The organism is Pseudomonas sp. PDM21 (assembly GCF_014852505.2).
Lineage (GTDB): Bacteria > Pseudomonadota > Gammaproteobacteria > Pseudomonadales > Pseudomonadaceae > Pseudomonas.
Genome location: NZ_CM181223.1, coordinates 6103468 through 6122998, shown reverse-complemented (window position 1 = coordinate 6122998; position 19531 = coordinate 6103468). Strand labels below are relative to the sequence as shown.

At 66.1% G+C, this 19531-nt stretch carries 19 protein-coding genes and 1 riboswitch; of the genes, 10 read left to right on the top strand and 9 right to left on the bottom strand.

What is annotated here, in order from left to right:
• Window positions 1-48: 48 nt before the first annotated feature.
• The 3 genes from ahcY to IB275_RS28250 all read right to left on the bottom strand — a co-directional run bounded on the left by ahcY (window position 49) and on the right by IB275_RS28250 (window position 4416).
• Entirely contained in the window at window positions 49-1458 is a 1410-nt protein-coding gene (gene ahcY / locus IB275_RS28260) for an adenosylhomocysteinase (RefSeq protein ID WP_192293221.1), read from the bottom strand.
• 22 nt (window positions 1459-1480) lie between these two features.
• Window positions 1481-1593, bottom strand: a riboswitch (S-adenosyl-L-homocysteine riboswitch).
• A 293-nt stretch (window positions 1594-1886) separates the two neighbouring features.
• Window positions 1887-3110: a CaiB/BaiF CoA transferase family protein gene (locus IB275_RS28255; protein WP_151188564.1), complete on the bottom strand. Its 1224-nt coding sequence runs from the start codon at window positions 3108-3110 to the stop codon at window positions 1887-1889.
• 124 nt (window positions 3111-3234) lie between these two features.
• On the bottom strand, window positions 3235-4416 hold the full coding sequence (locus IB275_RS28250; RefSeq protein WP_192293220.1) for an acyl-CoA dehydrogenase: 1182 nt from the start codon (window positions 4414-4416) through the stop codon (window positions 3235-3237).
• A 228-nt stretch (window positions 4417-4644) separates the two neighbouring features.
• Between IB275_RS28250 and IB275_RS28245 the strand changes: the two genes are divergently transcribed.
• The 5 genes from IB275_RS28245 (at window position 4645) to IB275_RS28225 (ending at window position 8933) form a co-directional block, all read left to right on the top strand.
• On the top strand, window positions 4645-5553 hold the full coding sequence (locus tag IB275_RS28245) for a LysR family transcriptional regulator (RefSeq protein WP_192293219.1): 909 nt from the start codon (window positions 4645-4647) through the stop codon (window positions 5551-5553).
• 105 nt (window positions 5554-5658) lie between these two features.
• Entirely contained in the window at window positions 5659-6066 is a 408-nt protein-coding gene (locus IB275_RS28240; RefSeq protein ID WP_045215897.1) for an acyl-CoA thioesterase, read from the top strand.
• A gap of 193 nt (window positions 6067-6259) precedes the next feature.
• Window positions 6260-7267 carry an ABC transporter substrate-binding protein gene (locus tag IB275_RS28235; protein ID WP_192293217.1) on the top strand — a complete coding sequence of 336 codons (1008 nt, stop codon included), beginning with the start codon at window positions 6260-6262 and terminating at the stop codon, window positions 7265-7267.
• Between the two features lie 83 nt (window positions 7268-7350).
• Window positions 7351-8157, top strand: coding sequence for an ABC transporter permease (locus tag IB275_RS28230; protein WP_015479267.1), 807 nt, complete (start codon window positions 7351-7353; stop codon window positions 8155-8157).
• Complete coding sequence (locus IB275_RS28225) at window positions 8157-8933, top strand: ABC transporter ATP-binding protein (RefSeq protein ID WP_192293215.1); 777 nt, start codon at window positions 8157-8159, stop codon at window positions 8931-8933. Before IB275_RS28230 ends, IB275_RS28225 begins: the two co-directional genes overlap by 1 nt.
• 19 nt (window positions 8934-8952) lie before the next feature.
• Here IB275_RS28225 and IB275_RS28220 read toward each other — a convergent pair whose 3' ends face one another.
• Together IB275_RS28220 and IB275_RS28215 are read right to left on the bottom strand one after the other, a co-directional pair.
• Window positions 8953-9945 carry a TPM domain-containing protein gene (locus IB275_RS28220; protein ID WP_192293213.1) on the bottom strand — a complete coding sequence of 331 codons (993 nt, stop codon included), beginning with the start codon at window positions 9943-9945 and terminating at the stop codon, window positions 8953-8955.
• Entirely contained in the window at window positions 9942-10556 is a 615-nt protein-coding gene (locus IB275_RS28215) for a LemA family protein (RefSeq protein WP_192293211.1), read from the bottom strand. Before IB275_RS28215 ends, IB275_RS28220 begins: the two co-directional genes overlap by 4 nt.
• A gap of 146 nt (window positions 10557-10702) precedes the next feature.
• Here IB275_RS28215 and IB275_RS28210 point away from each other — a divergent pair, with 146 nt between their 5' ends.
• The 3 genes from IB275_RS28210 to IB275_RS28200 all read left to right on the top strand — a co-directional run bounded on the left by IB275_RS28210 (window position 10703) and on the right by IB275_RS28200 (window position 12632).
• A complete protein-coding gene (locus IB275_RS28210; RefSeq protein WP_192293209.1) occupies window positions 10703-11533 on the top strand; it encodes an EamA family transporter in 831 nt (276 codons plus the stop codon).
• 100 nt (window positions 11534-11633) lie between these two features.
• Window positions 11634-12020 carry an MAPEG family protein gene (locus IB275_RS28205; RefSeq protein ID WP_151188562.1) on the top strand — a complete coding sequence of 129 codons (387 nt, stop codon included), beginning with the start codon at window positions 11634-11636 and terminating at the stop codon, window positions 12018-12020.
• 144 nt (window positions 12021-12164) lie between these two features.
• Complete coding sequence (locus IB275_RS28200; protein ID WP_192293207.1) at window positions 12165-12632, top strand: c-type cytochrome; 468 nt, start codon at window positions 12165-12167, stop codon at window positions 12630-12632.
• 78 nt (window positions 12633-12710) lie between these two features.
• Here IB275_RS28200 and IB275_RS28195 read toward each other — a convergent pair whose 3' ends face one another.
• Entirely contained in the window at window positions 12711-13109 is a 399-nt protein-coding gene (locus IB275_RS28195) for a DUF1090 domain-containing protein (RefSeq protein ID WP_192293205.1), read from the bottom strand.
• 178 nt (window positions 13110-13287) lie between these two features.
• On the opposite strand from IB275_RS28195, the gene IB275_RS28190 reads away from it, so the two are divergent.
• Window positions 13288-14292: a CE1 family esterase gene (locus IB275_RS28190; RefSeq protein ID WP_192293202.1), complete on the top strand. Its 1005-nt coding sequence runs from the start codon at window positions 13288-13290 to the stop codon at window positions 14290-14292.
• Here the strand turns inward: IB275_RS28190 and IB275_RS28185 are convergent.
• Window positions 14289-15035: a metallophosphoesterase family protein gene (locus IB275_RS28185; RefSeq protein ID WP_192293200.1), complete on the bottom strand. Its 747-nt coding sequence runs from the start codon at window positions 15033-15035 to the stop codon at window positions 14289-14291. The two genes, IB275_RS28190 and IB275_RS28185, sit on opposite strands and share 4 nt — an antisense overlap.
• Before the next feature lie 172 nt (window positions 15036-15207).
• Between IB275_RS28185 and IB275_RS28180 the strand changes: the two genes are divergently transcribed.
• A complete protein-coding gene (locus tag IB275_RS28180) occupies window positions 15208-16512 on the top strand; it encodes a ferredoxin reductase family protein (protein ID WP_192293198.1) in 1305 nt (434 codons plus the stop codon).
• A gap of 5 nt (window positions 16513-16517) precedes the next feature.
• Here the strand turns inward: IB275_RS28180 and ligB are convergent, their stop codons facing one another.
• The gene (ligB, locus tag IB275_RS28175) at window positions 16518-18185 is read right to left on the bottom strand and encodes an NAD-dependent DNA ligase LigB (RefSeq protein WP_192293189.1); all 1668 of its coding nucleotides are present in this window, start codon (window positions 18183-18185) and stop codon (window positions 16518-16520) included.
• Between the two features lie 148 nt (window positions 18186-18333).
• Window positions 18334-19524, bottom strand: a complete 1191-nt coding sequence (metK, locus tag IB275_RS28170) for a methionine adenosyltransferase (RefSeq protein ID WP_192293187.1) — start codon at window positions 19522-19524, stop codon at window positions 18334-18336.
• Between the last annotated feature and the right edge of the window lie 7 nt (window positions 19525-19531).

The following is a 19531-nucleotide window of genomic DNA, read 5'->3' as shown; positions in this document are numbered from 1 at the left end:
ACCAGATGGCAAAGAGGGCAGACGATTGCTCGTCTGCCCTCTGGCACATCAGTAGCGGTAGGTGTCCGGCTTGAACGGGCCTTCCACGGTCACACCGATGTACTCGGCCTGTTTCGGGGTCAGCTGGGTGACGACGCCACCGAAGCCTTTGACCATTTCCAGGGCCACTTCTTCGTCCAGTTTCTTCGGCAGGACTTCGACGGTCAGACGCTCGGCTTTCTTCTCGGCGGAGAGGTCAGCGTACTTCTGCTCGAACAGGAAGATCTGCGCCAGCACCTGGTTGGCGAAGGAGCCGTCCATGATGCGGCTCGGGTGGCCAGTGGCGTTGCCCAGGTTCACCAGACGGCCTTCGGCCAGCAGGATCAGGTAGTCGTCGTTGGCCGGATCGAAGTCGCCAGCGCCGGTGCGGTGGATCTTGTGCACCTGCGGCTTCACCTCTTCCCAGGCCCAGGTCTTGCGCATGAAGGCGGTGTCGATCTCGTTGTCGAAGTGACCGATGTTGCACACCACGGCGCGCTTCTTCAGCGCTTTCAGCATGCCGGCGTCGCAGACATTGACGTTGCCGGTGGTGGTGACGATCAGGTCGATCTTGCCCAAGAGAGCGGCGTCAACGCTGGCTTCGGTGCCGTCGTTCAGGCCGTTCTTGTACGGGGAGACCAGCTCGAAGCCGTCCATGCAGGCCTGCATGGCGCAGATCGGGTCGACTTCGGAAACCTTCACGATCATGCCTTCCTGACGCAGGGACTGGGCGGAGCCCTTGCCCACGTCGCCGTAGCCGATCACCAGGGCCTGCTTGCCCGACAGCAGGTGGTCGGTGCCGCGCTTGATGGCGTCGTTCAGGCTGTGTCGGCAGCCGTACTTGTTGTCGTTCTTGCTCTTGGTCACAGCGTCGTTGACGTTGATCGCCGGGACTTTCAGGGTGCCGGCCTTGAGCATGTCGAGCAGACGGTGCACACCGGTGGTGGTCTCTTCGGTGACGCCGTGGATGCGCTCGAGCATCTGCGGGTATTTCTTGTGCAGGATTTCGGTCAGGTCACCGCCGTCGTCCAGCACCATGTTGGCGTCCCACGGCTGGCCATCCTTGAGGATGGTCTGCTCGATGCACCACTCGTATTCCTGCTCGGTCTCGCCTTTCCAGGCAAAGACCGGGATGCCGGCGGCGGCGATGGCGGCAGCGGCCTGGTCCTGGGTGGAGAAGATGTTGCAGGACGACCAGCGCACTTCGGCGCCCAGCGCGGTCAGGGTCTCGATCAGTACGCCGGTCTGGATGGTCATGTGGATGCAGCCGAGGATCTTCGCGCCTTTGAGCGGCTGGCTGGCGGCGTACTTGCGGCGCAGGCCCATCAGAGCCGGCATTTCGGACTCGGCGATGATCAGCTCGCGGCGGCCCCAGGCGGCCAGGGAAATGTCGGCGACTTTGAAGTCGGTGAAACCGGCAGGCGTCATGACAGCGCTCATGCGTAACTCTCCATTCGTTGTCTGCGAATGGGCGCCGTTGATGCGTTTGGCGATCGGCGGTTGCCGACCGTGACGCGCCCCATCCGAGCCTGACATGTCGAAGCGAATCGACCTGCTGCAGCGCCCCTCGGACAGGTGGCGGGAACAGCCGGACAGTGCCGGCCGTTATTGAAGCTTGCGGATTATAGCCATGGCGCATGACAAGCCAAAGGCTTTTGGTCGCGTTCGCGTACTGGATCGCGGCCGGGGTCCCCGTCGCGCCCGCACCAGGGGCCGTGAAAACCCTGACGCGGGCGTCGTGGCGGGGATCGTGGGCGCCCGCCGGAGCAGGCGCCGATGGTCTGTCGTAGGGCTGCGGAGTCGACAGGCGGCGGATAACGCCTGAGGCGTTATTCGCCCTACGGAGGTTTATCGTTCGGCCGAAGGTGTCAGATCACGCCGTCGTCGCGCAGCTTGCCGATGGCGGCCTGGTCCAGGCCCAGCACGCCTTCGAGGATTTCCTGGGTGTGCTGGCCGAGGGTCGGCGGGGCGTTGCGGTACTCCACGGGCGTCTCGGACAGACGGATCGGGCTGGCCACCTGCGGCACGCTGCCAGCCAGCGGATGCGGCAGGTCCACGCGCAGGCCGCGTGCGATGACCTGCGGGTCGGCGAAGACCTGGGCCAGGTCGTTGATCGGGCCGCAGGGTACGCTGGCCTGTTCCAGCAGCGTGATCCATTCGGCAGTGGTGCGCATCACGGTGGACTGGCGGATCAGCGGGATCAGCACCTCGCGGTGCGCCACACGCGCCTGGTTGGTGGCGAAGCGCTCGTCGCTGGCCCATTCCGGATGGCCCGCCAGTTCTGCGAACTTGCGGAACTGCCCGTCATTGCCGACGGTGAGGATGAGGTCGCCATCGGCGGTGGGGAAATCCTGGTACGGCACGATGTTCGGGTGCGCGTTGCCCAGGCGACGCGGCGGGTTGCCGGTGGTCAGGTAGTTCAGGGTCTGGTTGGCCAGGCAGGCGACCTGCACGTCCAGCAGCGCCATGTCGATGTGCTGGCCGATGCCGCTGACATCGCGGTGGGCGAGGGCGGCGAGGATCGCGGTGGACGAGTACAGGCCGGTGAGGATGTCGGTCAGCGCGACGCCGACCTTCACCGGGCCGGCGCCTTCCTCGGCGTCGGAGCGGCCGGTCAGGCTCATCAGGCCGCCCAGGCCCTGGATCATGAAGTCGTAGCCGGCGCGCTTGGCGTAGGGGCCGAACTGGCCGAAGCCGGTGATCGAGCAGTAGATCAGCTTCGGATTCAGCGCTTTCAGCGACTCGTAGTCCAGGCCGTAGGCTTTCAGCCCGCCAACCTTGAAGTTCTCCAGCACGATGTCGGCCTTGGCGGCGAGTTCGCGCACCAGGCGCTGGCCTTCGGGCTGGGTGAAGTCGATGGTCAGGGATTTCTTGTTGCGGTTCGCCGACAGGTAATACGCCGCTTCGCTGGTGTCGCGGCCGTCTGCATCCTTCAGGAACGGCGGGCCCCAGGCGCGGGTGTCGTCGCCGCTGCCGGGACGCTCGATCTTGATCACTTCCGCGCCGAGGTCGGCGAGGATCTGCCCGGCCCAGGGGCCGGCGAGAACGCGGGAGAGGTCGAGGACACGGATGTGCGAAAGGGCGCCGGACATGCAATCACCTGCAGCTTGAATAGGGGCGGGGAGGGCGCAGTGCGGGGACTCCACGGTCCTCCCCGGGGCCTCTCGGGCGAGAGGTAAAACGGGCGCCAGCTCCGAAGGAACTGGCGCGAGGCGCTTAGAAGAACGCCTGGATGCCGGTCTGGGCGCGGCCGAGGATCAGCGCGTGGACGTCGTGGGTACCTTCGTAGGTGTTCACCACCTCCAGGTTGACCAGGTGGCGGGCCACGCCGAACTCGTCGGAGATGCCGTTGCCGCCGAGCATGTCGCGGGCCAGGCGGGCGATGTCCAGGGCCTTGCCGCAGCTGTTGCGCTTCATGATCGAGGTGATTTCGACGGCGGCGGTGCCTTCGTCTTTCATCCGGCCCAGGCGCAGGCAGCCTTGCAGGGCGAGGGTGATGTCGGTCTGCATGTCGGCCAGCTTCTTCTGGATCAGCTGGTTGGCGGCCAGCGGGCGGCCGAACTGCTTGCGGTCCAGGGTGTACTGGCGAGCGGTGTGCCAGCAGGCTTCGGCGGCACCCAGGGCGCCCCAGGAGATGCCGTAGCGGGCGGAGTTCAGGCAGGTGAACGGACCACGCAGGCCGCGTACGTCCGGGAAGGCGTTCTCTTCCGGGCAGAACACGTTGTTCATCACGATCTCGCCGGTGATCGAGGCGCGCAGGCCGACCTTGCCGTGGATCGCCGGGGCGGACAGGCCTTCCCAGCCTTTTTCCAGGACGAAGCCACGGATCTGGCCTTCGTCATCCTTGGCCCAGACCACGAAGACGTCGGCGATCGGGCTGTTGGTGATCCACATCTTGGCGCCGGTCAGGCGGTAGCCGCCGTCGACTTTCTTGGCGCGGGTGATCATCGAGCCCGGGTCGGAGCCGTGGTCCGGCTCGGTCAGGCCGAAGCAGCCGATGTACTCGCCGCTGGCCAGTTTCGGCAGGTATTTCTGCTTGGTGGCTTCGTTGCCGAATTCGTTGATCGGCACCATCACCAGGGAGGACTGCACGCTCATCATCGAGCGGTAGCCGGAGTCGATGCGCTCGACCTCACGGGCGATCAGGCCGTAGCACACGTAGTTCAGGCCACTGCCGCCGTATTGTTCGGGGATGGTCGCGCCGAGCAGGCCGGTTTCGCCCATCTCGCGGAAGATCGCCGGGTCGGTCTGTTCATGGCGGAAGGCTTCCAGCACGCGCGGGGCCAGCTTGTCCTGGGCGAACTGGTAGGCGCTGTCGCGCACCATGCGCTCTTCTTCGGTGAGTTGCTGATCCAGCAGCAGCGGATCTTCCCAGTTGAAGCTTGCTTTGGTCGCCATGGAGAAACCTCGAACGCAGACAGTGAAAGACCCGCACAAGTCTAGGCGGGCTCGGTGTTGGCCATCCTAGTCAGCCGTCGGGAAGCCGGGCAACCGACTAATTCGCACGCTGTTGTGCTATTTTGTCACTCCGTAATCGCAGGGTTGATGCGATTTTTCCAGGAATGGCCTCTATATCAGGCGTTCCTGGCGAATTCTGCGCATCATGATATTCCGAAGAGGCATTCGATGCGACGCAAGATACCGACCACCGCGGCGCTGGTCGCCTTCGAATCCGCCGCTCGCCACGAAAGCTTCACCAAGGCCGCCGACGAACTGTCGCTGACCCAGAGTGCCATTTGCCGGCAGATCGCCACGCTGGAGGAGTTCCTCGGCGTCGAGCTGTTCCGCCGTTCGCGGCGCGGGGTGAAGCTGACCGAGGCGGGGCTCAACTACAGCCGCCGCGTCGCCCAGCGCCTGGATGCGGTGGAGCGCGACACCCTGGCAGTGATGGGGCAGCAGGGTGGCGGTACGCTGGAGCTGGCGGTGGTGCCGACCTTCGCCACCCAGTGGCTGCTGCCGCGGCTGAAGGACTTCAAGCGCCTGCACCCGGAAGTCACGGTCAACCTGACCAACCGCACCCGGCCGTTCCTCTTCGCCGACACCGAGTTCGACGCCGCGCTGTATTTCGGCGATGGCGTGTGGTCCGGTACGGTGGCCAATTTCCTCATGCACGAGAACCCGGTGCCGGTGTGCAGCCCTGAGCTGCTGAGGGGGCAACGGGCGTTGTCTGCGGCACAGATCGCCGAGCTGCCGCTGATGCAACAGACCACCCGCCCCTACGCCTGGCGCCAGTGGTTCGGTTCGCTGGGCATGAGCGTGGCGCACGACATGAGCGGCACCCGCTACGAACTGTTCTCCATGCTCGCCCAGGCGGCGATGCACGGCATGGGCGTGGCGCTGATCCCGCCGATGCTGATCCAGCAGGAGCTGGCCGACGGCCGGCTGATCGTGCCGATGCAACATGCCTATTTGAGCGAAAATGCCTATTACCTGATGATTCCCGAACGCAAGGTGGAGTCGGCGACCCTGGGCGCGTTCCGCGACTGGCTGGTCGACGAGGCGGCACGGTACAGAGCCGAAGCCGGCCTTGGCTGAGCCATGACAAGCAGACAGGCATCGGCCGGGTCCAGACTTGCATAGCCGGCGGGGCTTTCCCCGTCATCGCGCTCATGAGGCGCAACCTCCCAAGAAGGAGCTTCCATGAATTTCCATACCCGCAAATGGGTCAAGCCTGAAGACCTCAACCCGAACGGCACCCTGTTCGGCGGCAGTCTTCTGAAGTGGATCGACGAAGAAGCGGCGATCTACGCCATCATCCAGCTGGGCAACCAGCGCGTGGTGACCAAGTTCATCTCGGAGATCAACTTCGTCAGCTCGGCACGCCAGGGCGACATCATCGAGCTGGGCATCACCGCCACCGAGTTCGGTCGCACCTCGATCACCCTGACCTGCGAGGTGCGCAACAAGATCACCCGCAAGAGCATCCTCACGGTCGACAAGATGGTCTTCGTCAACATCGGCCCGGACGGTCAGCCGGCGCCCCACGGCCGCACCGAGATCCTCTACATCAAGGACCAGTTCAAGGACGACGCCATTCCCCAGCCCTGATGGCTGACTCGCCGAGGTGATTGCCAGCGTGCCCGGAGCCAAGCCGAACTGCGGCGAAAACCTTTGCATTTGCGCCGATTGAATGTGAGCCTGTGCCCGCCCACGGCGGGCATGGGCCGACGCACGCTCCCCGCCGATCCAGCAGCACGCATTCACCCGAATGTGCCTGCAAAACAATGACCGGGGAGAGACCATGCACACCACCTTCGCATCCGCGCTGCGCCAACTGGCCGTGGCCACTTGTGCCAGCCTTCTGCTGACCGGCGTCGCGCACGCCGCAGCGATCAAGGCCGACACCAAGCCCGAAGCCGGCCCCTTCAAGATGGGCATGCAGCCCTGGCTGGGCTACGGCCAGTGGTATGTCGCCGAACAGGCTGGCGCCTTCAAGGCCAACGGCCTGGAACAGGTCGAGCTGGTCAACTTCACCGAAGACAAGGACATGAACGCCGCCCTGGCCAGCGGCCAGATCGACGGCGGCAACCTCGCCACGCACACCGCGATGGCCATGGTCGCCGCCGGCCTGCCGGTGAAGATCGTCCTGCTGCTGGACCAGAGCACCAGCGCCGACGCGCTGATCGTCGACCCGTCGATCAAGACCCTGACCGACCTCAAGGGCAAACAGGTCGCCTACGAAGAAGGCACCACCAGCGACATCCTCCTGCACAGCGCCCTGCGCAAGGCCGGCCTGACCATCGCCGACGTGCAGCCAGTGCCGATGCCTGCCGCCAACGCCGGCAGCGCGCTGATCGCCGGCCAGGTTCCGGCCGCCGTGACCTACGAGCCCTACCTGTCCGCCGCCAAGCAGCAGAACCCCAAGGTCAACCTGCTGTACAAGGGTTCGGACGATCCGGGCATCATCAGTGACGTGTTCGTGGTCCGCGACGAAGTCCTCAAGGAGCGTCCCGGCCAGGTGCTGGCGCTGATCAAGAGCTGGGAGGCCGGCCTCAAGCACTACAACGAAAAGGGCGCCGAAGGCCGCGCCGCCATTGCCAAGGGCGTGGGCGCCGACGAGTCAGAGCTGACCAGTGCCTTCGACGGCGTGCACTTCTACTCGGTGAAGGAGAATCAGGCCGAGTTGAAGGGCGCCTTCCAGAAAGGCTCGTTCGAGCACATCCAGAAGGCCGCCAGCGAAGCCGGCATCCTCCAGCAGCCGGTCACCCCGGCGCAGGCCATCGACGCGCGTTTCGTCGAGGCGCTCTGATTCTCTGATTCATTGATCTTCCGAGACACGGCGCGCGCCGGCCCTGAGCCGGCGCGCGTCTTTCTCCGTTCGACGAGCCCGACATGAAAGCCCGTAAATCCAACCCGCTGTTCACCATCGGCAAGCCGATCGCGCAGCGCCATTTCCTGCTCATCGGCGGCGCCGTGTTCGTCCTGCTGGCGCTGCTCTGGTGGCTGGCCGGCGCCAGCGGCGCGGTGCCGAAGATATTCCTGCCGGCGCCCGGCGACGTCTGGGCGCGCATGCTCAAGCTGGCCGCCGACGGCACACTGTGGTCGGACCTGAAGGTCAGCGTGTACCGCATCGCCGTGGCCTTCCTGGTGTCCTCGGCGATGTCCATCGTGATCGGCGTGTTCGCCGGCTGCTACGGCTTCTGGAAAGCCGCCACCGAGCCGCTGGTGGACTTCGTGCGCTACATGCCGGTGGTCGCTTTCGTGCCGCTGACCATCCTCTGGGCCGGCACCAGCGACTTCCAGAAGTTCCTCATCATCTGGATCGGCACCTTCTTCCAGCAGGTGCTGATGGTGATGGACGCCATCAAGCGCGTGCCGGCGGACTTCGTCGGCCTCGGCCGCACCCTCGGCATGCCGGATCGCCGCATCCTCCTGAGGATCGTCCTGCCCAGCGCCCTGCCGGGTATCTGGGACGCGCTGCGGATCAGCCTCGGCTGGGCCTGGACCTGGCTGGTGCTGGCCGAACTGGTGGCCGCGACCTCGGGCCTGGGCTACCGCATCACCGTGTCCCAGCGCTTCTTCCAGACCGACACCATCATCGGCTACATCCTTCTGCTGGGCTTCCTCGGGCTGGTCACCGACCAGGCCATGCGCGCCGGCGAGAAGGTCCTGTTCCGCTACAACCGGAGACGCAGCTGATGGCGACTTTGGAAATCTCCGGCCTGAACAAGAGCTTCGCGGTCGGCAAGGAGCGCCGCGAGGTGCTGCGCAACATCGACCTGACCCTGGCGGACAACGAGTTCGTCTCTATCGTCGGCACCTCGGGCTGCGGCAAGAGCACGCTGCTGTCCATTGCTGCCGGCCTGGAGGAATTCGACAGCGGCAGCGTGAAGGTGGACGGCGTGCCGATCGCAGGTCCCGGCCTGGACCGTGGCGTGGTGTTCCAGTCCTACACCCTGCTGCCCTGGCTCACTGCGCGGCAGAACGTCGAGTTCGCCCTCAAGGCGGCCGGCATGTCCCGCGCGCAGTGCCGCGAGATCGCCGACGAGCACCTGGAACTGGTGAAGCTGACGAAGTTCGCCGAGGCCTATCCGAACGAATTGTCCGGCGGCATGAAGCAGCGCGTGGCGATTGCCCGAGCGCTGTCCTACCGGCCGAAGATCCTGCTGATGGATGAGCCCTTCGGCGCGCTGGATGCCATGACCCGCCACCAGATGCAGGAGCTGCTCACGCGCATCTGGGAGACCCACCGGCTGACGGTGATGTTCGTCACCCATGACGTGGAGGAGGCGGTCTACCTGTCCGACCGCATCGTGGTGATGGGCCTGGGCCCCGGGCGGATCAAGGCCACCTTCGATGTGAAGCTCGGTCGCCCGCGCCATGAGGACATGGCCGCCAGTGCCGAGTTCATCGACCTGCAGCGCCAGGTGCTGCGTTCGATCCGCGAAGAAGAGCAGGGCGTCGCCGCCCTGTAATTCTCAAGCGTGCATGGGCTTACCAGCGGCCGGAGGCCCCGCCGCCGCCGCTGGAGCCACCGCCCCCTCGGAAGCCACCGCCCCCGCCGCCCCCACGCCCACCGCCGCCACGTCCGATCGAGCTGATGATCATCAGCAGCAGCTGCAGCACGCCCGAGGTCAGCCACATCGGCGGCAGGAAGAAGATGTACAGCACCAGCGGAATCGAGAATGAACCGATCATCTGCTGCTGCAGGGCGGCGGGATTGGCTTCGCTGAACAGCAATACCGCCGAGGCCACGCCGCCGACCAGCGCGCTGCACAGCAGGTAGCGGCCCATGCTGCGCTGGCGCAGCCACTGCACCGGGAACAGCAGGCACAGCAGCGGCACACCCACCAGCAGAGCGAGCAGGCCGAGCAGGCGTGCAGGCGGGATTTCCTCAGCGGCGCTGGCGTTGCGGTTGGAGTACGCATCGCTGTAGCCCGTCACCGGGCCCGTCTGCGGCAGTTGATCCGTCGCGCCCGTATCGGGTTCGGCAGGGGCCGCCGCTGGCGGTTCTATCAGCGCTATCAGGCTGTCCACGCCGGCCTGGATGCCGCCGGCGAAGTCACCGGTCTTGAAGTGCGGGACTATGGTGTCGCGGATGATGCGCCCGGCCTGCACGTCGGTGATGGTGCCTTCCAGTCCGTAGCCGACTTCGATGCGCAGCGCGCGGTCATTCTTGGCCACTACCAGCAGCACGCCGTCGTCCACGCCCTTGCGGCCCAGCTTCCACTGTTCGAAGGCGCGGACCGCGTAGTCCTCGATGCTGTCCTCGCCGGTGCTGGGGATCAGCAGTACGGCGATCTGCGCACCCTTGCGCTGCTCCAGGCCGGCGAGCTGGCTTTCCAACTGCGCGCGCTGGCCTGCATCGAGGGTCTGGGTGAGGTCGGTGACGCGGGCGCTGAGCGGCGGGATGGCGACCGGTGCCGCCTGCAGCAGGCCCGCCCAGCACAGCAGCAGGGCGGCCAGCAGCCAGCGCGGCAGGGTCATTGCGCGGGCTGCGCCGGCGCGTTGCCGAAGTCCACTTTAGGCGCGGTGGAGATGGCGGCTTCGTTCTCGACGCTGAAGTTGGCCTTGGGCTTGTAGCCGAAGATTTTCGCGGTGATCACCTGCGGGAACTGGCGAATCATCACGTTGTATTCCTGCACCGATTTCACGTAGCGGCCACGGGCGACGGTGATGCGGTTCTCGGTGCCTTCGAGCTGGGTCAGCAGGTCCTTGAACAGGCCGTCTGCCTTGAGCTGCGGGTAGTTTTCCGAGACCACCAACAGGCGCGAGAGCGCCGAACTGAGCTGGCCCTGGGCCTGCTGGAAGCGCTTGACCGCTTCCGGATCGTCCAGCTGGTCGGCATTGAGTGTGGTGCTGCCGACCTTGGCGCGGGCCTCGGTCACCTGGGTCAGCACGCTGGCTTCATGGGCGGCGTAGCCCTTCACGGTGCTGACCAGGTTGGGGATCAGGTCGGCGCGGCGCTGGTACTGGTTGAGCACTTCCGACCAGGCGGCCTTCACCTGTTCGTCGCCGGCCTGCATGGCGTTGTAGCCACAACCGGAGAGCAGGGTGACCAGGATGTAGCCGGTGAGGAACTTGATCAAACGGGGCATGGCAGGCGCTCGTGCTGGCGAAAAGGCCCAGTCTAGGTCAGTTCCGGCTGAGGAGTCAGATGGAAATGTCCGAAACAGCCGATGCTTGCGGCCCATGGGGTGGCTCGGGGTAGAATTGGCTTGGTCTATACCAGGAGTTTGCTTTCGTGCTCGCCACTACCCTGGTGCTGCTGGCCGCCCTGCTGCACGCCACCTGGAACACCCTCGTCAAATTCAGCAGCGACCGCCTGCTGGTGGTCGCCTGCATGGACATGGTCGGCCTGGCCGCCGCGCTGGTCCTGCTGCCGTGGATCGAGATTCCTCCCGCCGAGGTCTGGCCCTGGCTGCTGGCCGCCGTGTCGCTGCAATTGGTCTACCGGGTGCTGCTGATCCAGGCCTACAAGGTCGGCGACCTGGGGCTGGTCTACCCGCTGATGCGCGGCCTGTCGCCGCTGGTGGTGCTGGCGCTGACCCTGACCTTCGGCGGCGAGCACCTGAGCGACAAGCAGATCCTCGGCATCCTGCTGATCCCGGTCGGCATGCTGTTCCTGCTCAAGGGCGGGGGCGGCTCGAAGCTGCCGTGGATCGCCTATCCCACCGTGCTGCTGATGGGGGTGTGCATCGGCAGCTACACCTGGACCGACGGCAACGCGCTGAAGCTCTGGCCCAAGCCGCTGGACTACCTGGTCTGGCTGTCGCTGCTGTCCGGCCTGCCATTCCCGCTGGTGGCGCTGGTCGGGCGCACACGGGCCTTCGCCAAGTTCTGGATCAACGACTGGAAGCTCGGCCTGAGCGTCGGTTTCTGCGTGCTGCTCAGCTACGGGCTGGTGCTCTGGGCCATGCAGATGGGTTCCATCGCCGAGGCCGCCGCCCTGCGCGAGACCAGCGTGCTGCTGGTGGTGCTGTTCGGCATGCGCTTCCTCAAGGAGCCCTTCGGCCTGCCACGCCTGGCCGCCTGCAGCCTGGTGCTGGCGGGCATGCTGGTGATGAAACTCTGAGGATTGGCCCGCGCTACGTCGCGTAGCGCCAAGCCGGTCAAGGACGAGGCGTGAGGCGATGACCTAAGCTGCGCGCTTTCCCCTCGACGAGATTCTTTCCATGCCCATTGCCTTCTGGTGCGTCCTGATCGCGATCTTCCTGCCCTATGTCGGCACCAGCCTCGCCAAGTTCACCGGCGGCGGCTTCGGCCCCCGGCAGAACCACGACCCGCGCACCTTCCTCGCCACCCTGGAGGGCTATCGCAAGCGCGCCAACGCCTTCCAGATGAACAGCTTCGAGGTCACCCCGGCCTTCGCCGCGGCGGTGATCATCGCCTACGTGGTGAACAACGCCGAACCCGCCACCATCGACCGCCTGGCCATCGCCTGGGTCACCAGCCGCCTGCTCTACCTGATCTTCTACGTCGCGGACCTGGCGCTGCTGCGCTCGTTGGTCTGGTTCCTCGGCATGGGCCTGATCATCGCGATCTTCGTCGTTTCGGCCTGACCTGTGCGCGCCTGAACGGCGGCTGAACGAAAGGCGCACGGCTGCGGCGGATGGCCGCAGCTGCTTGGGCGTGGTCTGGAACATTCGGACATCGGGGCGGATAATCCGGCGCTTCCGTGAATAGCCGTTCTACAAGAGTCCCCCATGAAGTTGAAGACCCTGCTCGTTCTGCTGCTCGCCGGCACGGCGCTCGCCGGCTGCCATCGCCAGGACCCCAACTCGCCGGAGTACAAGCGCCAGGCGGTGTTCAAGGAGATGCTCAAGACCAGCGAGGACATGGGTGGCATGCTGCGCGGACGCATCCCCTTCGATGCGGACAAGTTCCGCGCGAACTCGACCAAGCTCGGCGAGCTGGCTGACAAGCCCTGGCAGTATTTCCCCACCACCCAGCCGCCGGCGGACAAGGTGGAAAGCGACGACACCCGCGCCAAGGCGGAAATCTGGCAGCGCCAGCTGGAGTTCCAGGCTGACGCCAAGACCTTCCAGCAGGCGGTCCACACCCTGAACGAGAACACCCGCAACGCCGCGCCGACGCCCGAGGGTGTGCGCAAGGACTTCGCCGCGGTGGAAGACGCCTGCGAAGCCTGCCACAAGAAATTCCGCGCGCTCTAAGCGCAGAACAGTGGCGGACCTTGTCCGCCTTCGCGGGCGTGGCCCGCTCCTGCAGGGGCGGGCCGATTCGCGCTTTGGTTACTCCTCCAGCTCGCGCTTGGCCTGCTCCAGTTCGGCGCGGGCTTCGGCCAGCTTGTCCTTGCGCTTCTCGATCTTCTCCGCGTCGCCCTTGTTCATCGCCTTGCGCAGGTCCTTTTCGCGCTGGGCGACTTCCTTCTCGGCATCCAGCACGTTCTGCTTGCGCTCCTGCGTGAGGCTGGCGTCGGTGCAGTAGGTCTTCACCTTCTCCAGCGCGGTCTGCAGGCCGGCGACGCGGTTGCCGTTGCCCTGGGCCTTGGCCTGTTCGAGCTGGGTTTCGATGGCGGCACGCTTGGCCGCGCAGCCGGTCAGCGGTTGCTTGGCGGCATCGGCGGCGAGCAGCGGGTTTGCGCAGCCGAGGGCGAGAATGGCGGCCATCAGGGCAGAGCTTCGGAACATTTTCGGAGTCCTTGGTTACCAAACACTATGACGTTGGAGTCAACGGCTAGAGTTTGCCATGGACGGGCGGGCGAGGGGCTGCCCCAGGACAACTGCGCCAGCTCAATTGCCCCCGTTCGATAGCCTCGGGACAAGGCCGGGACTCGCAAGGCCCGCCAGGCGGGCAAGGAGAGGCGGTATGCGGGTGGCGATGCGGATCGTGCAGGCACTCATCGCACTGCTGGTGCTGGTGCTGGCGCTGCTGGTGGGTGGCTGGTGGTACGTGCCCGGTGAGCTGAGGTTGCAGCCGGTGCTGACCGGCAGCAGCGAAGATGCCTCGGTGCGCCAGGGCGAACGGCGCCGCAGCTATGTCCTTTACGTGCCGCAGAAGCTGGACGAGCGCCCGGCGCTGCTGGTGGTGCTGCACAGCTCGCAGAGCAATGGCGAGCGCATGCGCCGCGACAGCGGCTACCGCTTCGACGCCCTGGCCGATCGCGATGGCTTCCTGGTGCTCTATCCCGATGGTTTCGAAGGGCACTGGAACGACTGTCGGCGGGTGGCTTCCTACAGTGCGCGGCGCCTGAACATCGACGATGTTGGATTCCTCTCGCAGATGATCGAAAGCCTGCAACGCGAGCGCGGCGTCGATCCCGCTCGGGTATTCGTCACCGGTTACTCCAACGGTGGACAGATGGCCCTGCGCTTGGCCGCCGAGGCGCCGGACAAGGTCGATGGCGTCGCCGCAGTGGCTGCCAGCCTGCCGGGCGCCGGCAACGACGCCTGCCGTCCCGCCGAACAGCCCAAGGCCGCGCTGTTGATGAATGGCACGCGTGATCCGATCAATCCTTACGCGGGTGGCCGGGTCACGCTGTTCGGCTTCGGTGATCGCGGCGACGTGCTCTCCGCCGAGGACTCTGCCCTCGCGCTGGCGCGGCGTAACGGCCAGGGCGGCGAGCCGCAGGTGGACAAGCTGACCCAACCGGGCCCGGTGTGGACGCAGCGGCAGCGCTGGGCTGCCGGCGACGGGCCGCCCGTGGAGCTGGTGACGGTGTTCGGCGGCGGGCACCTGATTTCGCAGCCGCTATACCGACCGCCGCGCCTGCTCGGTCAGGTCGATCCGCAACTGGACGGGCCGGCTGAAATCTGGCGCTTCTTCAGCGAGCTGTCACCTGACGAGCCGCCCCACATCGGGCCGCCGTTCTAGAGTTCGATCACCCGGCGGGGCTCGAAGCCGCTGTCCTCGCCGGGATAGGCTCCGGGATTGGCGACGATCCGTCCCCGCCCGACCCGATAGTCCAGGCACTCGTGCACGTGTCCGTGAATCCACAGGTCGCAGCGTTCGGCCAGGCCTTCCAGGTTCGAGGCGAAGGCAGGCGACAGGGCGTCGCCGACGTAGTGCGAGGGAATGGATCGGGCGCTGGGTGCATGGTGCGTCACCACCACCGTCGGGCCGGCGAAGGGTTGATCCAGCTCCGCCGCCAGCCATTCGCAGCTGGCCCCGCAGAGCTCGCGACTCATCTCGGGAGTGAAAGGCTGGGTGAAGTAATCCACCGTGTTGAAATCAGGCATCAGCAACTGCGCCTGCTCACGGGCCAGATCCGACGCGCGTTCGCCGTAGAGCTGGAAGTCCGTCCACAGCGTGGTGCCGAGGAACCGCACGCCGCCGAGGATCACCGCATCCTTCTCGAGGAAGTGGATATCCAGCGCGCGGGCCAGGTTGCGCATGGCCTGGGTCAGCTCGGGCAGGTCGGAATGGTAGAACTCGTGGTTGCCGGCGACGTAGATGATGTCGCTGTCCGGGAATTCCTCCCGCGCCCAGTGCAGGCCTTGCAGATGCTCGTGAATGTCGCCGGCCAGCACGACGACATCCGCAACGGCCGGCGGCAGTTCGCGACGACCGTTGGGAAAGTGTTCGTGGTGGAGATCGGACAGGACTCGCAAGCGCATGGCAGGAAATTGGTCTGTAGGAATGTGCCGAGCATAACGAAGGACGATGCGTTTGACATGGGTCATGGCATTGCCGATGGCCGGCTAAAGACCTTTCGAAATTAAGGGATGATTCAGAAGATTCCTTCAGCTTCCGCTTGGGTTCGCTGCTTTGGCGCCCCAAGGAGGACTCATGAAACTCATCTGGATCGTACTGCTGGCCGTGGCGGCCACCTTTGGCCTGGCGCTGTTCGTCGACCCGCCGGCCGCCCTGGATATCTGGGTCCTGCGCAAGCAGGCCATTCTCTTTACCGGTGTCGCGTCCTTCGCGCTGATGTCGCTGATCATGCTGCTGGCGGTGCGCCCGGTCTGGCTGGAGAAGCCGCTGGACGGCCTCGACCGCATGTACCGTGCGCACAAGTGGGCGGGCATCCTGGCCATCGTGCTGGGCCTTGTGCACTACCTGATGGAACTGGGCGGGCCGCTGCTCGCCGAGTTCATCGCCAAGCCGGCCAAGGGGCCGCGGGTGGAAACCTTCCTCGACGTGTTCCGTGGCTCGGCCAAGGACCTGGGCGAATGGTCGGCCTGGCTGCTGGCGGCGATGCTGGTCATCACCCTCTGGCAACGCTTTCCGTACCACTTGTGGCGCTACGTCCACAAAACCCTTGCGGTGGTCTACCTGGTGCTCGCCTTCCATGGCGTAGTGCTGGCGCCGGCGGGCTATTGGGCTCAGCCGGTGGGCTGGCTGGTGGGGTTCTGTGCGGTGGTGGGCAGCCTCTGCGCGCTCTGGTCGCTCACCGGGCAGATCGGCCGTCGGCGTACCCATGAAGGCGTTGTGGTGGCGATCGAGCGCCCCGGCGAGCGCATGCTGGAAGTCACCTGCAAGCTGCAGGGCAACTGGCAGCATCGCGCCGGGCAGTTTGCCTTCCTCACCTGTGATCGTCTGGAGGGACAGCATCCCTTTACCCTTTCCAGCGGCGACCTGGGCAACGGCGAGGTGCGCTTCAGCATCAAGGCGCTCGGGGACTACACACAGCGCCTTCAGGGTGCTCTGAAGGTCGGTGATCCAGTGAAGGTGGAGGGGCCTTACGGCCGCTTCGACTTCCGTCGTGACAAGGGCGAGCGGCAAGTGTGGATCGCCGGTGGTATCGGCATCACGCCGTTTCTTGCCTGGCTCGAGTCGCTGCAGGCACGGCCGGAGGACTGTCCGGAAGTGACGCTGCTGTATTGCGTGCGCTCACCTTCCGACGCGATCTACGCCGGGCACCTGCGCGAGCTGTGCGCGAAGTTGCCACGCATTGATCTGCGCGTGCATTACAGCGAAAGCGAAGGCTACCTGCAGGCGGCGGACCTGGGTCTGCAGCCCGGAGCGCAGGGGCGTTGGCCAAGCGTCTGGTTCTGCGGTCCGCAGGCGCTGGCCGAATTGCTGCGCCGTGACCTGCGCCGCCAGGGCATGCCGGGCAGCCGCTTCCACCAGGAAGCCTTCCAGATGCGCTGAGGTGCTCAGAAACCGGAGACGCCGAGGTCGTGCAACCGCTCGCGCAGTTGCACGACTTCCGGTGCCTTGAAGAAGGCTTCCAGTTGCGTCGCGCGGACCTTGCCGACGCCGGGTTGCTCCTGCCACTGCGGCGCGCTGCGGGTGGCCAGTGCGGACCAGTCTTCTCCCGCCGGATGGGCGTTCGGCGAGGGCGCGCCGAGAGCGCGCAGCCAGACAGCGAACGAGCGTTGGCGAGCCAGCCCGAACTGCTGGTGCAGGCTGGCGGCGCTGCGCTCGCCCAGCCCAGGCACCTGGCGCAGTTGCTCCGGGGTCAGCGTCATCCAGTCGAGTAGTCCCGCCAGCAGGCCGGCTTCGTGCAGGCGCCGCCAGGTGCCCGGACCGACGCCCGATAGTCCCAGGCCGCTCTTGCCGCTCAGCCATTGCAGGCGGGCGAGGAACTGTTCAGCGCAGCCGTCGGTGGGTTGCCAGCAGGAGAGGGCGTTGAACTGCTCGTCCTTGGGTACAGCCAGTTCAGGGCGAATCGGCGAGCGCCAGACCACGCCGTCCAGGCGAGGGATGGTCAGCCCGGCGAGGGCGATGGCGATCTGATCGCCGGGCCGGATATCGAGGCTGCGCCAGCGCTTGAGCGAGCCGGTGGCGACCCGCTGGATGGTCCGCCCATCCAGTTCCACCGGGGCGAGATGCAGCACCGGCGTCACCCGCCCGCTGCGACCGACCTTGAACTCCACGCGCCGCACCTCGGCCAGTGCCTGTTGATGCGGGTACTTCCAGGCCACCGCCCAGCCCGGTGCCTGTGCGCTCCAGGCCTTGCCCGGCGGCCGGCGGCCCTGGCGGATGACGATGCCGTCGCTGGCGAACGGCAGAGGCTGGCGATACCAGCGTTCGCGCCAGGCTTCGATTTCGGGCTGCCCTGCCACCGCCTCGGTCAGCTCGGCGCTGTCGCCGAATCCCAGTCGGCGCAGGCGTGCCAGGCGCCCGGGCATCTCCAGTGGGCCGTCCGGCAGCTCCCAGACGAACAGGCCGATTTGCGTTCCTTCGTCGCCAAGTTCCTTGCGCGCCATCAGCCCGGCGACCCTGCCGCGTGCGCCCGCACCGCCCTTCAGCGCCTGCACATGCTGCGGAAGGCGCCAGTACAACTCGCCTTGCAGCACCAATTCGCCGCCCGTGCCGGGCAGTTCCTTGGGGATTGCGGCAATCCGCTGCGCATTGGCGGTCCAGTCCTGCCCGCGGGTGCCGTCGCCGCGGCTGATCGCCTGGGCAAGCCGGCCGTTGCGGTAGACGAGCGTGACCGCCACGCCGTCGACCTTCGGCTGCACCCAGAGATCGCTGCGGGTTGCCAGCCAGGTGCCCACGGCCGAGGCGTCGGGAAGCTTGTCGAGGCCTGTGTGGACGAAGGGGTGGCGAACCTCCCCGGCACTGCTGGCCAGCGGCGATTCTGGGATGGCAGAGGCTCGCGGGAAGCACCCCTGCCATTGGCGCAGGCGCTCGCGGGCCTGGTCGTAGAGTTCGTCGGCGACCGGTGATTGGCCGTCTCGGTGGTAGTTGTCATCCCACTGCCGCAGCTGTGCGCGGAGCGCGTCGATCTGCCGGGGTGCCTGCTTGGCCGGCCAGTCGGGGCAGGCATGGGCGAGAAGGGGAGGGAGCAGTAGAAGGGCGAGGGCAAGGCGAAGCATGGCGAGCGTCCGGGCAGCGGAAACCCGCAAGGCTAGGACTGGGACGCAACACTCGGCGCTGGGATGGCTGTGGATTCTTCGCGAGGGTTTGTGGGAGCGCAGAAACGAAAAAGCCCCGCCGAGGCAGGGCTTTTCCTGCTACCGGGTCTTACAGGCCGGCGGCATCACGCAGGGCGGCAGCCTTGTCGGTGCGCTCCCAGGTGAAGGCGGTGAAGGTGTCGTCACCGTAGGTCATCTCGAACGGGTTGCGACCGAAGTGGCCGTAGGCCGCGGTCGGCTGGTACATCGGGTGCAGCAGGTCGAGCATCTTGGTGATCGCGTACGGGCGCAGGTCGAAGTGCTCGCGGACCAGTTGGATGATCTTGTCATCGCTGATCTTGCCGGTGCCGAAGGTGTTGATCGAGATGGAAGTCGGCTGGGCCACGCCGATGGCGTAGGACACCTGGATTTCGCAGCGCTCGGCCAGGCCGGCGGCAACGATGTTCTTGGCCACGTAGCGGCCGGCGTAGGCTGCGGAACGGTCGACCTTGGACGGGTCCTTGCCGGAGAACGCGCCGCCGCCGTGACGGGCCATGCCGCCGTAGGAGTCGACGATGATCTTGCGACCGGTCAGGCCGCAGTCGCCCACCGGGCCGCCGATCACGAAGTTGCCGGTCGGGTTGATGTGGAACTGGGTGTCCTTGTGCAGCAGTTCGGCCGGCAGGACATGCTTGATGATCAGCTCCATCACGCCTTCGCGCAGGTCGGCCAGCGACACTTCCGGGTTGTGCTGGGTGGACAGCACCACGGCGTCGATGCCGACCACCTTGCCGCCTTCGTAGCGGCAGGTGACCTGGCTCTTGGCGTCCGGGCGCAGCCAGGTCAGCAGGTTGGACTTGCGCGCCTCGGCCTGGCGCTCGACCAGGGCGTGGGAGAAGCGGATCGGGGCCGGCATCAGCACGTCGGTTTCGTTGCTGGCGTAGCCGAACATCAGGCCCTGGTCGCCAGCGCCCTGGTCTTCCGGCTTGGCGCGGTCGACGCCCTGGTTGATGTCCGGGGACTGCTTGCCGATGATGTTCATCACGCCGCAGGTGGCGCCGTCGAAGCCGACGTCGGAGCTGGTGTAGCCGATGTCGCAGATCACGTCACGGACAATCTGTTCCAGGTCGACCCAGGCGCTGGTGGTGACTTCGCCGGCAACGATGGCGACGCCAGTCTTGACCAGCGTTTCCACGGCCACGCGGGCGTGCTTGTCCTTGGCGATGATGGCGTCGAGCACCGCATCGGAGATCTGGTCAGCGATCTTGTCCGGATGGCCTTCGGAGACGGATTCGGAGGTGAAAACAGAGTATTCGCTCATCTAACGG